The following is a 14163-nucleotide window of genomic DNA, read 5'->3' as shown; positions in this document are numbered from 1 at the left end:
TCCTATATCAACTCCCAACCTTTCCTTACCTCATCCATGTTTGCAGGAACACCATTCTCAACATAACTCATTGCAGCCACCACCGCAATAAGTTGTTCCCGGTTGTTTCTGTTCAGAATTGTATGACGAGATATGCCTGAACGCTTTTCGACTGTGGCAATATACACTTCAGTATTGTTCTCACATGGCGGTGCCCATCGCATAATAACATCTTCAAGTTCATTGGCCGTGCCGTCTTTGTCAGTATCATACTTATTAAGAATATAAGTTTGAAGAGTTTTAAAAGCAGCACGATAACCGTATGCCATAGTTTTAAACTGAAAGAAACTTTTATCTGTCTGTGTTGCAGACAACCCCTGCCATTTCGTATTATTTCTCCGTATATTTAACGGATTATTATTCCGTAGTCCCCGTGTCATTTTTATCCTCCTTTTCTTTTTGTGTTTCAAACAATATTTGTGCGGCCAGTCGTGCTATATCGTCCTTATTCTCAATGATTATACTCATGGTCTTTTCCGCTTTCCGAAGCTCGGCCTTTTCCCATGATTTCTCACGTACCGATTTGAACTCACAGAAAACGCAATAAACCGCCCATAACATAGCGAATACTGGAAATGGAATGACGATGCAACATATAAGGTCAATCATAACCAGTGTCAGAAACGGATTAAAATATTTCTTCGCTTTTGTCGCTGTCATTTTGTACTTCTTCGAGGTACGAAGTTCCCCACGCTGTTTGGCCTTCTGAATCCCCGAAATAAAATCTATCCCCATTGCGATTATGATAGCTGTCATACTTACCGCTATCAAAACCAAATGTAAAAACAAATGGTCGTGAATGAATGTTTCAATAATGTCGTTCATATCCTTTTGTGTTTGCGTTTATTATTTTTATTCCAATAGTAATTTGTTGATAGCATCAATAAAGGCTGGGGAACATAAACTTGCGTATTCCTTAATCATATTACACTCTTCATCGTTATACTCAATTTCTCCATTGGAGTTGAATATTTTAAATGCGAGGGCATGAGCCTCTATTCCCCTGCCAAGTTGATAAATGATATTGGCAAAATCCTTCTTGTAGTTCTCAACGGAACATCTCGTCTTATCAATATCAACAAATATCTCAATTCTTTCAAAATTTATCCTTTTCATAATCACTTCCAATCATTATCATTTGAAGCACCGAACATCAGTCCTCTTCCCAACCAGTCAGAGTTCGGTGACGGATACATAAAATCCACCAACTGCATACAATGGTGCATGGAACCGCCATTCAATGTTTGCTTTGTTCCATTCGCATATATCTGAACATTATTATAATTGTCATTTGCATTAACCACGAATATCCTTTGGGTGACGGCAAGACTCAAAAGATAACGGTAGGTTACATTCGATGTTATTCTAAATATAACCGTATCAACTGGAAAACCCGAAGTTTCACCGTTATAATCGTATCTTGGCGAATAGCAAGGAACTGTATAATAAGTTTCGTTAGCAGAGGAAGTCCCGGAAGTCAAAGGTATATAAGTACCGGTTTTATCAGCACCTTTTGTGTACACATAGGCATAGGAGCCGTAAACTACCATAATGCTTCTTTCCCTTGCGCCAAACACGCCTCTACACCATAAGTCAGAAGTGTAGAAACGTAATGACCGGTTATCCTTAGTACCTTGATGATACATATCACCATCAAACCACATTCTTCCATCACTTCCAAAGCTGATTCCTCCAACCGCATCACCAGCAGCATTCACGCAATTCAACCTTGTAAAAGAGCCTGATACACCTTTCAATGTACCTTCAAAAGTGCTGTCACCTGAAATAACCGCACCAGCCGCATAGAGTTTCCCTGCTATACTCACCTTATATGGCGCATCAGTCGGTGTTGTAGCTCCAACCCATAACGGATAGTCACCACCAACAAGACCTGCTGCAACCGTTTTATTATCGCCCTTCATTATCAAAAGCTGATTACCCTGCATGAACCGTAGAATAGCATTTTGAGCCATGATAAGCGGAGTGTACACTGGCACCAAAGAATTAAACTTCTGCCAATAAGTTGTATTTGTCACCGGAATGGAATCACTGGACGTATGAGTTTTCAGACATTTATACGCATTAAACGTATTAGCACCGGTAGTCACAATTGCAATATCCAAGTACCGGGTACCGGAAGTCAAAGCCTCGTCATTGCGATACTCTATGCCTTTAGCCCATTCGGATTGCCGGAGAATACAGCCTTGCAGCCCGTTTTTCCCCGGTTCCCCATTAGTACCGTCAATTCCATTTTTGGCCTTTCTTCGTATTAATATATGCCCTTGCGCCTCCATACCGGATTACTTCAATTTTGCTAATACTTCTTTTGCGATCTCCTTAGCCTTGATACGATAACTCTGATAATCAGTGTATTCTTTCAGATATTCGGCACGCTTACCTTCGTCAAGTTCCGAAGCCATATCACGTGCCATTTCCAAGTTGGCGAAAATGGCATCACGTTTATTCGCATCATAACGTTCCATGATAATGGCACTTACAATACTGTCATAATCATGTTCCCCTTCAACATCCACGTTTTCACAGACATACTGGTCTTCAACCACCACATCTTCCGAACCGGCCTTTTGAACAGCTTCTCTTCTCTCAAAGTCGAAGTAAATGCGTAGCAACGCACCTTCAACTACAAATTCAATACCAGTCGGCAGTTCTCCTACAAGAGTTCCATAACTTTTCATAAATTACCTCCATTTTTATAATTATTCTTCAAAATAATAAGCACTCTTCCCGTCACCTAACGAACGCCGCTTGACAATCACATTTTCCACTGGAAAAATCTTCTGACCGTTATTCTCCGCTTCGCGAGCCTGATCCAACACATCTTTCAGATTGTAACAGTTCGTTATGAATTTGCTACGTTGTCCGTTCTGTTCAAAAAGAACACAATATCTACCTTCACCTTGCTTTGTCTTCACATTCGTTTCAAAGTCCACCACTGTTATAGGGACATTGAGAATATCCATCAATCTTGTCTCTTTTACATCGAAGAACTTCTTTCCGTCCTTTGTTCTACCACTCTGTTTGATACCTTTATCTGCAAAACTCATATCATTATTTGTTATTGTTCTCCATAAATTCTTACAATCTCCCCACTTACACCAGCCCCAGTATGAAGCTCGTATCTCGCGGTTACGTTTCCGGCTTTTTATTCGTTTCACCTTTCGGGCAAAGTTCTTTTTCATATTTTTACGCATCCGAACATTATCTTTCGTGAAGCAATAGCCCAAAAAGTTAATCCTTCTTCCTCTTACTACGTTTTCGCTTTCTATGCTTTTTGTTCCCATTTTTTGTTTCTGTTCCTATCGGAGCAATACAACTGTTTGCTTTAACTACCAACCCAACTTTTGCACTTTCCCGTTCATACGCACGAATAAGAAACAACGCTTCGGCCTTAGAACGAGCCAGCATAACATTATCATCGCAATATCTATGCAGGCATTTGACACGATATTTCTCCTTCATTGTATGATCTATCCGGCTTGCCGCAAAATTCCCGATAGGTTGGCTTGTAAATGCTCCAATCGGAACACCTCTTCTTCCGTTCAACTTCATTCTCCAATACGTCAACTAACTCTGTTCCGCTGTCATACGATAAAACAGCTATCTCGATCAATTTAATAAATCGTTCATCTTTGAATTTCCTTCTCAATGCAGCAACAATAAGCTCATGAAGAATACTTTGATAGAACTTTTTGAAATCAGTCTTTACGAACCATTTGTATTCCGGGTACCGGTGAAGAAAACGTTTCATTCTCCTTACTCCAAAATGTAATCCCTTTCCCTTGATACACGCACTTGTATCATAAATCAAATTTCTATAAACATCTTCTTCAATCACCCTCATAATTGCATGGTGCAATATACGCCACGGGAAATATTTCTGTTTGACAATATCTCGAACCTTTCCTGCATCACTTTTTACTCTCATTACGCTATAATCCGGTGCCGGAAAATCCAATGTCAGGATCATCAACTGCAAAGCTCGGAGGTCTTCTTCCGGGTGTAGATTATGCCGCCTGATAAAGCGGTTTTTCTTAACCTTCCCATCTTGTGCTTCTTTGTCCGCTTCACGTAAATTATTTATCTCTGCTATACGTTCAAGAATATACCCGGCTCTTTTAGATTTCTTTCCACCGTTTGCTTCTATCCGTTTATTGTCAGCCTCTATCCTTTCCGCTATAATTCTATCAATTTCATTATGCGATAGACTCTTCCAATCAATATCACTTCTTCCAATATTCACTGCTGCTTTGTTTTAAAATTTACACCATACTTCCAATTTTGTCTTGTTCAGACTATTTTAATTATTCCGATAACTGCAAGCTGTTTTTACTTGCTTGAATAATTCGCCCGGAGCTTTCGAGAACCAACCTACTAACACCGCTTGTTGCCTTTCGCAAATTGGGCAACCTTTCCGCATTCTTGATTTTCTGACATCGTAACCAATTGATTACTACGTTGCAACGATATAAATCCTGCAAGGTCATGGCTCGGAGAACTCGCAGATTACTCTACGATAAATAAGTATGGCGAGAGCCGATATTCGCATTCGAGTTCGACCAATCGTTATTCGAGTTCGCATAAGCGAGGCCGCAATTCGCACCGTTATTCGCATTACCGCCCCAAAGAACCAGCTCTTGTTCCCCTCTGCCAACCGTCCACGCCTTTCGGCTTTCGTCCCGTTATCCGTTGCCGTAAAACGAGAAGGTGGACGGGTTTTAATTAATTGAAATTCAAAGAACTAATATTTCAAAATCTATTATGCAGCCATCAAAGATGCACCGCTAACAAATGTTAAATTCCCAAAATACGCAAGGCGAGAGCCGAAAGCCGCACTCGAGGCCGACCAATCGTCATACGAGTGCGCAAAAGCGAGGCCGCAATGCGCACCGTAAGCCGCATTACCGCCCCAAAGAACCAGCTGCCCAGTAGTGTTTGCCCATGAATAATCAGCCCAATAAGAAGTGCTGTTTCCACCAATCTTTTTCGGGAAAATATCAAAATGCTCCCCAAGAATTATTTCCTGCACTTGACCGGAAGCTGTCTGACGGGTAGCTTGTCTGTATTCACCATTTGGATGCGCAGCTAATTCAGCAGTAGTCGGTAAACGGTTTCCTTTGTAAATGAAAATTTCCGTTCCACTTTGAGCACTATTGTTGGAACTACCGCAAAATACTCCTTGCAGAAATTCCCACTGCCACCCATAAGGATCTTCTATACCCATCATGTTCACCCGTGAACAATCCACTCCAGTATTACTTCCATTCACCACAGAAATAGCTATTTTGCCCCAATTGTCACCGAGACTCTTTGTTGCGCCAGTTTGCAATGCTGCCGCAGCAGCCCACAAGTCTTTACTGGAGCTACCACCCACACCATAACCAAGTTTGGCTTGAATATTGGTATCTCCGTACTGGGACAGCCCCAACATCATAATAAGCTTTCTCTGATCGTAATCGGTCAGTCCCCATTCCTTACCGTTCACTTGTGCAGCATTCCAAAATGCGTTGATTGTCTTGCTGCCTGCCGGTGCAACTCCTGAACGTGAAACAAGTGCGCTACCTGACATGGAGCCTTTGTATGCACCGATACAGTTATACATTCCACCATTTGCCCCACCAATAAACTCACCGCCAATAGGTAGCATCGAGAGCCATAAGACTGGTACACCACTTACACTGTCAGTCTGTACACGATAATACAAACGTGGCCCTATCCACATCACATGCCCTTTGGTTTCATCCACCGCAGTACCATCAGCAAACACCGCACTATTGGTAGGGGACATTTTAGCAGCCCTTCCATCATTCGTTACGAGATAACGGCCACAATACAACTTGTATTCTGTCCATGCGGCTGTATTACCTATCACACCATAGTTCGTGCTACTTTGGGTTGATTGTTTGATTGGAATCCCCCAAGCCACCTGCCTCAACATTTGTTCGTCACCATTATTAATAGCATTCATGAAGTTTTCCACGGTAATGCGTCTGACACTACCACCAACTTCCACCAATACTGTATTGGAACGCAGAATGGAGGTCACCAATGTTTCATTTCCTAATCCTTTAGTTGCCATAATATTATTTTGTTTTTATGTTAATTAAAATGACATTCTGCCAAAACATCAACATCATATTGAGTCCCGTTTCTGTCAGTTTCCGTTGTTGTTACAGATATAGAATTTGTTGTAGAATGTTTCAAACTCTTCCAGTTTTCCTTATCCATCACATCCATAGTCCACGATGCGGAAGTAGGAGTATAAGTTGACCCCGTAGTCATATTTACAATCTTGGCACTTACTGTAACGGGTTGTCCGGTATCAACCTCTTTGTTGGAAGAAGTTATATAACATACAATTTGAAATTCATCTGCCGTATCAATGATACGTACCCCGGCACGTGCTATCGGTTGTGAAGCACTTGAAGACTGATAAACTTCTGCTATGAATAACTGGGTACCGTCCACATCACCACGGGTAACAGTTACACTTTTCTGTCCGTTCTTATCAGTCCAAGCCGCCGTGTCCTTATACCATTTTATATAGTAATCGGTAATGGCATTGGCACCGGCATACAGCTTGGTAGTCAGAGTACAACTTGTTACTTTGCTTGTTAACTGTTCGGTACTTGCAAGAATAGCAAGATAGTAAGAGCTGGCTCCCATATTCTGAATGGCAATAGGCAGTTCCCCGGTCAAATTATACTCAACACCTGCCGTAGAAGCGACACATGAATAAGTCAATGTATCTCCTGCAATATTCGTTTTGCTTGCCAAGTTTCCGACAATTTTAATGGCACCGGTACTGGTATTCAAAGAGAATTTGCCCGTACTGTCTTTTTTCCAACCTCCACTTTCCGCACCGTTAAAATTTAAAGCCACTCCATTGTAAGCCCAACTATGACCAGACAAACTGACCGCCAACCCACGTGCCGAAGTTACTTTGGGTGTCCGTACCGGCTGATTCGCAGCTATACTCCAATCAGGAGAGACAGCCCCACTTTCTTCATCTACGGCCTGAAACAATGGAATGCCATTATTTTCAAAAGTCAGCATCAGGCTGTCATTGGAACGAAGACGTTTAATCGTGATGCTATTTTGGGCACTATAATTTTCTGCCATATTCCCAACCTCCTTCTGATATAATTTGATTCATGCTTGTATTAGTATAAACGATACCGTCCAACAACAGTATTCTATCTTCCAGTTCTCCATCAAGAGAAGGCAGGCACATTACCTCCTTTTCATTCAAGATGATGGATTCTCCCTTTACCAAGTGCCCCAACAACAGAACCCCGGCATCCAAAGCCTTTTCCTTATTTGCTACAACATACCTCATATCAATTATTTATATATATGTTCCCGTTACTGTCCGTATATTCATTTGTCCCATCAGTCAATACAGAGAAAGCCTTTTTTTGCTCGGCCTTAATGTACACGTCCAACCAATCGTCAAGATAAGTTTCACCAATACCGGTTCCATCCAACATTATCACAGTTTTTTCCCCCTCCTGCCATTGTACCCCGGTCTTATTTGCACTGTCCGTAAACCATACCATGCGGATAATCGGTGCCGGTATCGGCACAATTTCTCCATTCCACTGTACCATAGCTATATTCCTATGCAGGATTTCATCAGGATTGATGGAAGCCTGACTTGCCGGTATGCACGTAAATTTTGGATAAACACGATTGACGGAGAATTGCTGTCTTGCAACCTCCTTTCCACCAACCTTCACCAACAGCAAGTAATCCCCCTTCTCGACCAAACGCAAGTCCATTATCAGGCTGGTTAAGGACAAAGCCACTATTTCATGGTTTGCGGTAGTCAGCATTGTTTGACTTGATATGCTGTTCACCTGATAAAGTTCAATTGTATATCCGGTAGTTATTTTATTCACTCCCTTTGTTACCATAAGTGGAATGGTGCGCTCGTATGAATTTTCATCCAAAGCTGCATTCCTATTGGCCGTAGATGCGGAAATCAAATTGTTGGCTACCTTGTAATCATACAACAAAAGCTTGTCAAGAAATGGATTGTACTGGATTATCTGACTATCCCCAATAGACAAACCGTAGGTATCTTCACTCTTATCTACCGTTGTCAACATGATAGAGTCAGTCTTAACGGGAATATTCACCCCAAGCCGGGTATCAGCTATCAGACCTTCAAAATACAACTCAAAACTTTCACCCGGAGCCACATTTCTGCTTATGGTAATGGCACCGCGTGTATCTCCAACCGTATCTATACTGTACTTCCCATTCCATGAACTGATTGCAGAAATATTCTCTCCATTAGCAAACCAGTTCATTTCTGCCAACAAAGAATTAACATAAGGCATATCCCAGCTACCGTCAGCGGCATTCGCTATGACTTCCGGTAAAATCACCAGTGGAGTAACCCCACGGTCAGGATCATATTCATTTGCCACCGGATTATAGACCTGATTGGCCGGACTGTTCGGTGTCATTATCTTCAAGCTTACTGCAATCGTAAGCGGTTGAAACTCTTTTCTGATTCTTTTCTTTTCACTCTCTATCATATCGTCACAATTGCTTCTACTGATGCAGTATCATTTGTTGCCGTTATGGTAAACAAGGTACTTACCACTGTTACTGAATTATTTCCTAAATCACTAATTTCCTTTGTGTTATGTATCGTTATTGAACCGTTGAAATCCTTATGCTTGATATTCCAAGCTTCATCATCGGCGGTATCTCCACTATCCCTTCGGATAGCCCATTGTCTAACTGTGTCTGTAATATCCTCCCAACCTTTAAAGACCTTGCAAGTAATTTCCATTGATTCACCATAAGCAAGAAAATTGTCACCTTGCGTATCAATCTCAATGCGTACCGGTGCATCTATCTGTAACTGTTCGATTGTGCCGGTCATATAAATGTTATTCAGATAAGCAGAATAACCGGTCATATCCAACCCGAAGATGTTGAGATTGCTCAAATCCCCATCCTGCATTGCAACCATACTCTTTGTAAACTCCCAGTCATTTACCCCTACCAAGAAACGGCGGTATGTCCTCGTCTCATAAGCGGAAGTCTGGCGTTCCTTGTTTGTAAAGTTGCCATAAGCGACAAAATGCAAAGCCTCACACGGATGGAAAGAATATTGCCAACGATCAGAAACACCACGAAGCACATAGCGAAACCTTTTGTTTGTTCCGGCATCCAATATTTCTGTAATACGAAAATAGATTGTACAGAAACCGGCAAACATACGGTTGCCACGGCTATCATCTATATCAGATACCGCATTATTCCCCGGCGTTTCATAGTCATGGAAATACCCCATGCAAATATCATCCACAGCCACAGCACCTATTTCACCGTCTTGTAATTTCAAACTTATTGTCCCGGAACGTAGCAAGTTACCATCAGCATCATAATCAGGCTCAACACTCTCTATAATTCCAGCACCGGGAGAACGCCATTTGTCACCAAGCACAATTTCAGCACGGTTAAAACGCAATTCCGGCACCTCTAAAAACCTGCGTAACGTGAGGCTTTCCATATACCCACGTCCCATGCTGTCTATTTTCGCCCCAAAGCCGGTCAAACCCTCTGCAAAACCGCTTGCACCAAAGATAGCACCGGCTAAGAAGCCGATAAGCCCAGCTGCCGTATCATTGTGGGTGCGCGAAAGAAAAAGCTGATTGCCCAGTGAACGGATGATAGACTGTATCTGTTGGGTATTCAAGCCACCGGTTCCCTGCCCACCACCTGCAATAGAGTCTATCTGATTTTGGATTTTTTCAAGCGATCCAACAGCCTTTTCCTCCCGAAGTGTCATAGTGTACTTCGGTATCATATCTTCTCCCTCTTTGATAATAAGGGTATCAATAATGATGCTGCCTTCAATACCAAGATCGCTATCAGTGAATAGCATCAAGTCCCCTTCTTTCAAAGTATCATGTATGCTTGCTTCCCCCCTTGCAACAGCCTCATCATGTTGGCGTGCCATGAAAATATCATCCACCTTCGGTTCATACGAATAGCGCACATAGTCATTCTTTGCAAGATATTTTTTCGCGGTAGCAAGCAACCGTTGTGAAGCGGCCTGAATATAAACGTCCGGCATATCAATATAAAGCAGGACAAACTTGTCACCGGACTTTATATTGTAATCCTTGTATGGGAAATATAATTTCAGACTTTCATCATATACACGGTTACAAGTCAGCACATATTTATTGCCCTTCTTCTCACATTTGGTTATTTCAAAATCCCGGCCACCACACATGCCGTTTTTCATGCTAATGGTGGCTGTTTCAGAAGTCAGGTAATCGTTTATATTGAAACCAACATCTTTTAGCGTTATTGTAAAAGGTGGGACATCTTCACCTTCCTTCAGGCTATCCATTGTACCATCATCTGTCAGTTGTTCGGCATCAGCCACTTCGTCAAGATTGCCATTATCCCCGGCATCCAATGATACATAAATACCTGCATCTTTCAACTGTTCGGCGGTCATACCTTCCATTGAAGGACATATTTCCTCCAAACCACCGGTACCGTCAAAATAAACACTCCCTTCCCGAATGCCAAGCACAGCAATATTCTTACTGTCAATATATGGATCAAGCGTTGTCTTAGGAAAATCAGGTAACATCAGATTTTCCACGGCCATGTTATTCGGCAAATAATTGGTAAGAGAACTGTTTGAGAGCTTATTATAATACCGGTTAGGCATATTTCTTGTACTACCGTATGCACGCAATCGCGTAATAATCTGTTGATCCGCATCGGCTGTACGTTGAATTTCGTACAAACCGTTTCCACGTCCATACTTGAAAATATTGCCCACAGCAATACCGGCAGTACCGATTGTTATTGTTCGGCCACGAATAACAAAGTTCGCACCAAATTTTGAATTGAACAACTCCAATGCACCCCATACCTTTATATTGTTCACATCAATGTTTACATTGGTAGTGCTCACATATTCAGGGTGTACGGCAACCGTCCATTTTTGTGCTCCGGTATATATACGGTCAAGATTTACTTGAACACGGTCTGCCAAATCTTGTATAGACGAAGCGAAGAAACTGAACTTAGGCAAAGAAGTGAAGTGTATCTGATTATCACTTTTCACATAATCAAGAAAATCACATCGCGTCAATTCATCTCCCGGCCAGTTGAACTTTACGTTATCATAGACAAACGCTTCTCCCGAAGTTTTTCTTGCCGCCTTTTTTAATGCCGTAGGATCATAGTTTATCTCAAACTTCTCACCACGGTACATAACATAGTCACCTATCTCAAAAAGAATGGGTACGGCACTTTTCAGAGTGCTTGTCACAAAACATGCACCCATCCATGTACCATTATACTCCAAACCTTTCAGTGTACAACGTACCGTATTGCCAGTTTTATCATAAACCTTCCATGCCATACAGCTATACTTTTTCAACCAATGCAACTATCTTTGTCGGTTCCGCAACACTATACGAGGGGATTATTTGAGTTCGAGGATCAGTTACTCTGAATTTTACCGGGAAGGTCAAGACTTCATCCATATTGGACTTATTAAATTCAAAATCTCCAACCTCCAGTAAGTAAAGTCCTTGCCGCCCGATACCCGTGTGCGAGTTATATATTTTCAAGGTGGCACCGTCACCATTTTCTCCCGTGAGATAGTTTTGAAAGGCCATAATTTTATCGTATGCAGTACCCAAATCTCCCTTATAGCACATCTCGGCTTCCAAGTCGTATGCCTTTAATAGCAGCTTATCGGGTATGTAAGTATCTTCACCGTCTTCATCCGGCCAATCCCGTTTGGGTAAATCTTTCGTTTCCCCACCCGGCTTGAACGGAAATTCTGTGCACACAATTCCAAAATGCGCCAAGCTGTCTTTGACTGGAGCATTCTCGGTAGTTTTCTGCATCAAAATAGAATACGGTTCGTTCATATACATATATTAAAAAAGAGCTTGCCGCAGAGATATTTAGTCTCCACAACAAGCTCTATGGCCTTATACTTTAATCTTATTTCAACGCAAATATAATTGTATTTTCTATATAATCATAGAAAATAATGCCATAAAAGCATTTTTTAGTAGATTATTATACTCAACCCCTAACTTGCTTCCACGTGTATGTTGAAAAACATAAAAAATATCATTTGTCATAATTTTATTTATTAATACTTTTGCATTTAATTATAAAAGAGGTTATTATATGTTAGGAGTTAAGTACTAAAGGTATGATAGAAAAGGAACAGCAAGCCAAAAGAGTGTACCATCGAACAAAACCTGCGAGTAAAAGTAAGGTTCGGGCTATCAGATTTGATTTAGACTTGGTAGAATTTGTAAATCTACAACCAAACGTAAGTCGATTTATAAATGATCTTATTCGGAGAGAAAAAGAAAAAATAGAAAGAATGAAAGCTATTGAAGTTCGTGAAATCTTGAAAGAAATGAAATGACATTCATTATTAAAATATATAAATATGTGGCAATGTAAGAAATGTTGTACTGAAAATGAAGACCAATTAAGCTACTGTAAAAATTGTGGAATGAGTAAAGCCAAGTCGCTTCGCCAACCTCGTTTAAATAAAAAGAAAAATAAGAAAAAGCCTATAAAAGAAATTATTTATACAATAATGTATGGTATTATATTCACTATTGGCTTATACGCAGATTTTACGATTGCAACATGGTTGGGTGGTTTTGCATTTGGAATTTCTTCTATTTTTCTATTGGACAGATTATTAAAAAACGTATCATTATTCAGTTCAGATCTTGTTATAGGAGTACTTGCTATTGTTTTTATTAGTATATTCTTGTCCGCAATGTTTAAAGCATGTAATTCTTCTATTTCAGACAACGAAGAAATCTACCAATATCATAACAAAAAGACTGGAGAAGGACAAAAGGAATATGGTGGTAGTATTGAACAGCAACGAGACTTGGAAATGATAGATGAATATTCAAAAACGCACCCTGACTTTTAACAATAAATAGGCTGGCTTCATAGTCAGCCTATTTATTTGTTATGTATTGATAAGAATCGCAAGTTGGCTTTCATTGTTATTTCCAACTATACCGCCGCTAAAGATTTGAATTTATTTAGAAAATACACCTGACCTTTCCCGGTCACACAGCACGTATGTTTTATGAATGTAGGATTACCGCCCTGCATTATAGCATTCTCCGTCACAAAGAAAAGTTTCATTTCCGCAGCTCTTTGTGTAGGAGTGTAATCAAATAGATATTTATTCTTTGACCTGCTCCATCGCTTATGACGAATAAGATATTTATTTTCCACAAGCCAATCATACAACCGATATTCTCCAATGGTATATCCGTTTTGGGTTATCAGTTTGGCAAGGTCACGGACAAGAATATTGGTAGAAGCATTCTTTACGCATTCTGTAAAAACCACGGCAGGTTTTGTTTCCTCTATGATAGCCTGCTTTTCTTCTTCCTTTTTCTGTACTTCCAAAGCCAATCGTTCTTTTTCCTCTTCGGCTTGAAGAACCATCAAAGCAAGGTCTTTACGGGAAAGTTCACGCTTGTTTTCTTCAAGTTCTTCCCAACGATTAATAATTTTGGCTCGTAAATTTGCATCATAACCACTTGCGAGAAGAAGGCAATCCTTTTTGGTGAGAATGTAACAAGACACTTCTTTGCTTCCACCGTTTGGCATAGGTTGAGGTCTTGATGATAATTCAAAACTGAATTGTCGTCTATCTTCCAGTTGTTCAAGGATATTGCGAATATCTCGCATTACATTTGAATGAGTTTTGCCCGTAATTTCTGCAATCTGCAAGGAGGTCATTGTTCTTTTTTTACCTTTTCCCTCATCAATAGGTATTAACTGATTAAAATTTTCCATATCTTTGCACTATAAAGTTAATGTTTTCCCCATCAGCGGCTCGGACATCTCCGCTTTTGGGGAATTATTTTGTCCGATCTTGTAGTAGGCAGGGAATCGAACCCCAATACGCCATTACTCGTACCTACTGAACCCTCCTTAATATAATAGTCACGCTTGACATAATAGTAAAGAGAAAGGGCAAATCCCGATGAAGCCTAATGTGGTTGTCTGCCTCAAAGAGAATGCCCTATAATATTTTACTCCAGT

The 14163-nt window shown here is 40.7% G+C and carries 15 protein-coding genes and 2 pseudogenes; 2 read left to right on the top strand and 15 right to left on the bottom strand.

What is annotated here, in order from left to right; all coding sequences use genetic code 11:
• Nucleotides 1-2: 2 nt before the first annotated feature.
• From HMPREF9447_RS23905 to HMPREF9447_RS23845, 13 genes are all read right to left on the bottom strand, one after another.
• Nucleotides 3-419 (bottom strand): hypothetical protein, encoded by a 417-nt coding sequence (locus HMPREF9447_RS23905; protein WP_005794367.1) that lies wholly within the window; start codon nt 417-419, stop codon nt 3-5.
• A complete protein-coding gene (locus tag HMPREF9447_RS23900; protein ID WP_005794369.1) occupies nt 397-864 on the bottom strand; it encodes a hypothetical protein in 468 nt (155 codons plus the stop codon). The genes HMPREF9447_RS23905 and HMPREF9447_RS23900 overlap by 23 nt, the downstream gene beginning before the upstream one ends.
• A gap of 27 nt (nt 865-891) precedes the next feature.
• Complete coding sequence (locus tag HMPREF9447_RS23895) at nt 892-1155, bottom strand: hypothetical protein (RefSeq protein WP_004326738.1); 264 nt, start codon at nt 1153-1155, stop codon at nt 892-894.
• 2 nt (nt 1156-1157) lie between these two features.
• Nucleotides 1158-2333 (bottom strand): hypothetical protein, encoded by a 1176-nt coding sequence (locus tag HMPREF9447_RS23890; protein ID WP_004326739.1) that lies wholly within the window; start codon nt 2331-2333, stop codon nt 1158-1160.
• A gap of 6 nt (nt 2334-2339) precedes the next feature.
• On the bottom strand, nt 2340-2735 hold the full coding sequence (locus HMPREF9447_RS23885) for a hypothetical protein (RefSeq protein ID WP_005794372.1): 396 nt from the start codon (nt 2733-2735) through the stop codon (nt 2340-2342).
• 21 nt (nt 2736-2756) lie between these two features.
• Nucleotides 2757-3239, bottom strand: a complete 483-nt coding sequence (locus tag HMPREF9447_RS23880) for a hypothetical protein (RefSeq protein ID WP_224205385.1) — start codon at nt 3237-3239, stop codon at nt 2757-2759.
• A gap of 245 nt (nt 3240-3484) precedes the next feature.
• The gene (locus tag HMPREF9447_RS23875; protein ID WP_005794376.1) at nt 3485-4300 is read right to left on the bottom strand and encodes an RNA-dependent RNA polymerase family protein; all 816 of its coding nucleotides are present in this window, start codon (nt 4298-4300) and stop codon (nt 3485-3487) included.
• Between the two features lie 516 nt (nt 4301-4816).
• Nucleotides 4817-6136, bottom strand: coding sequence for a hypothetical protein (locus HMPREF9447_RS23870; RefSeq protein ID WP_009132274.1), 1320 nt, complete (start codon nt 6134-6136; stop codon nt 4817-4819).
• 20 nt (nt 6137-6156) lie between these two features.
• Complete coding sequence (locus HMPREF9447_RS23865) at nt 6157-7179, bottom strand: hypothetical protein (RefSeq protein WP_005794381.1); 1023 nt, start codon at nt 7177-7179, stop codon at nt 6157-6159.
• Nucleotides 7163-7396 (bottom strand): hypothetical protein, encoded by a 234-nt coding sequence (locus HMPREF9447_RS23860; RefSeq protein WP_005794383.1) that lies wholly within the window; start codon nt 7394-7396, stop codon nt 7163-7165. Before HMPREF9447_RS23860 ends, HMPREF9447_RS23865 begins: the two co-directional genes overlap by 17 nt.
• A gap of 1 nt (nt 7397) precedes the next feature.
• Nucleotides 7398-8603 (bottom strand): hypothetical protein, encoded by a 1206-nt coding sequence (locus tag HMPREF9447_RS23855; RefSeq protein WP_005794386.1) that lies wholly within the window; start codon nt 8601-8603, stop codon nt 7398-7400.
• Nucleotides 8600-11470: a hypothetical protein gene (locus tag HMPREF9447_RS23850; protein WP_009132273.1), complete on the bottom strand. Its 2871-nt coding sequence runs from the start codon at nt 11468-11470 to the stop codon at nt 8600-8602. The genes HMPREF9447_RS23855 and HMPREF9447_RS23850 overlap by 4 nt, the downstream gene beginning before the upstream one ends.
• Nucleotides 11471-11474: 4 nt before the next feature.
• Nucleotides 11475-11987, bottom strand: a complete 513-nt coding sequence (locus HMPREF9447_RS23845) for a hypothetical protein (RefSeq protein WP_007846598.1) — start codon at nt 11985-11987, stop codon at nt 11475-11477.
• A 293-nt stretch (nt 11988-12280) separates the two neighbouring features.
• On the opposite strand from HMPREF9447_RS23845, the gene HMPREF9447_RS23840 reads away from it, so the two are divergent.
• Nucleotides 12281-12502, top strand: coding sequence for a hypothetical protein (locus HMPREF9447_RS23840; RefSeq protein WP_009132272.1), 222 nt, complete (start codon nt 12281-12283; stop codon nt 12500-12502).
• Nucleotides 12503-12592: 90 nt separating this feature from the next.
• The gene (locus HMPREF9447_RS23835; protein ID WP_044138620.1) at nt 12593-13030 is read left to right on the top strand and encodes a hypothetical protein; all 438 of its coding nucleotides are present in this window, start codon (nt 12593-12595) and stop codon (nt 13028-13030) included.
• An 86-nt stretch (nt 13031-13116) separates the two neighbouring features.
• Here HMPREF9447_RS23835 and HMPREF9447_RS29470 read toward each other — a convergent pair.
• Nucleotides 13117-13476, bottom strand: a pseudogene (locus HMPREF9447_RS29470) (phage antirepressor KilAC domain-containing protein); the annotation flags it as partial.
• 96 nt (nt 13477-13572) lie between these two features.
• Nucleotides 13573-13857 (bottom strand): annotated as a pseudogene (locus tag HMPREF9447_RS29465) (Rha family transcriptional regulator); the annotation flags it as partial.
• Between the last annotated feature and the right edge of the window lie 306 nt (nt 13858-14163).

Source organism: Bacteroides oleiciplenus YIT 12058 (genome assembly GCF_000315485.1).
In the GTDB taxonomy this organism is placed as follows: Bacteria; Bacteroidota; Bacteroidia; order Bacteroidales; family Bacteroidaceae; genus Bacteroides; species Bacteroides oleiciplenus.
Note: the sequence above shows the minus strand (reverse complement) of the source record. Positions and strands in the feature narration are given on the sequence as shown.

Excerpts from the sequence above, each read along its gene's own strand:
- HMPREF9447_RS23880 (WP_224205385.1), bottom strand. The coding sequence starts at position 3,239 with ATGAAAAAGAACTTTGCCCGAAAGGTGAAACGAATAAAAAGCCGGAAA.
- HMPREF9447_RS23840 (WP_009132272.1), top strand. The coding sequence starts at position 12,281 with ATGATAGAAAAGGAACAGCAAGCCAAAAGAGTGTACCATCGAACAAAA.
- HMPREF9447_RS23845 (WP_007846598.1), bottom strand. The coding sequence starts at position 11,987 with ATGAACGAACCGTATTCTATTTTGATGCAGAAAACTACCGAGAATGCT.
- HMPREF9447_RS23870 (WP_009132274.1), bottom strand. The coding sequence starts at position 6,136 with ATGGCAACTAAAGGATTAGGAAATGAAACATTGGTGACCTCCATTCTG.
- HMPREF9447_RS23860 (WP_005794383.1), bottom strand. The coding sequence starts at position 7,396 with ATGAGGTATGTTGTAGCAAATAAGGAAAAGGCTTTGGATGCCGGGGTT.
- HMPREF9447_RS23890 (WP_004326739.1), bottom strand. The coding sequence starts at position 2,333 with ATGGAGGCGCAAGGGCATATATTAATACGAAGAAAGGCCAAAAATGGA.
- HMPREF9447_RS23885 (WP_005794372.1), bottom strand. The coding sequence starts at position 2,735 with ATGAAAAGTTATGGAACTCTTGTAGGAGAACTGCCGACTGGTATTGAA.
- HMPREF9447_RS23835 (WP_044138620.1), top strand. The coding sequence starts at position 12,593 with ATGAGTAAAGCCAAGTCGCTTCGCCAACCTCGTTTAAATAAAAAGAAA.
- HMPREF9447_RS23855 (WP_005794386.1), bottom strand. The coding sequence starts at position 8,603 with ATGATAGAGAGTGAAAAGAAAAGAATCAGAAAAGAGTTTCAACCGCTT.
- HMPREF9447_RS23900 (WP_005794369.1), bottom strand. The coding sequence starts at position 864 with ATGAACGACATTATTGAAACATTCATTCACGACCATTTGTTTTTACAT.
- HMPREF9447_RS23905 (WP_005794367.1), bottom strand. The coding sequence starts at position 419 with ATGACACGGGGACTACGGAATAATAATCCGTTAAATATACGGAGAAAT.
- HMPREF9447_RS23865 (WP_005794381.1), bottom strand. The coding sequence starts at position 7,179 with ATGGCAGAAAATTATAGTGCCCAAAATAGCATCACGATTAAACGTCTT.
- HMPREF9447_RS23850 (WP_009132273.1), bottom strand. The coding sequence starts at position 11,470 with ATGGCATGGAAGGTTTATGATAAAACTGGCAATACGGTACGTTGTACA.
- HMPREF9447_RS23895 (WP_004326738.1), bottom strand. The coding sequence starts at position 1,155 with ATGAAAAGGATAAATTTTGAAAGAATTGAGATATTTGTTGATATTGAT.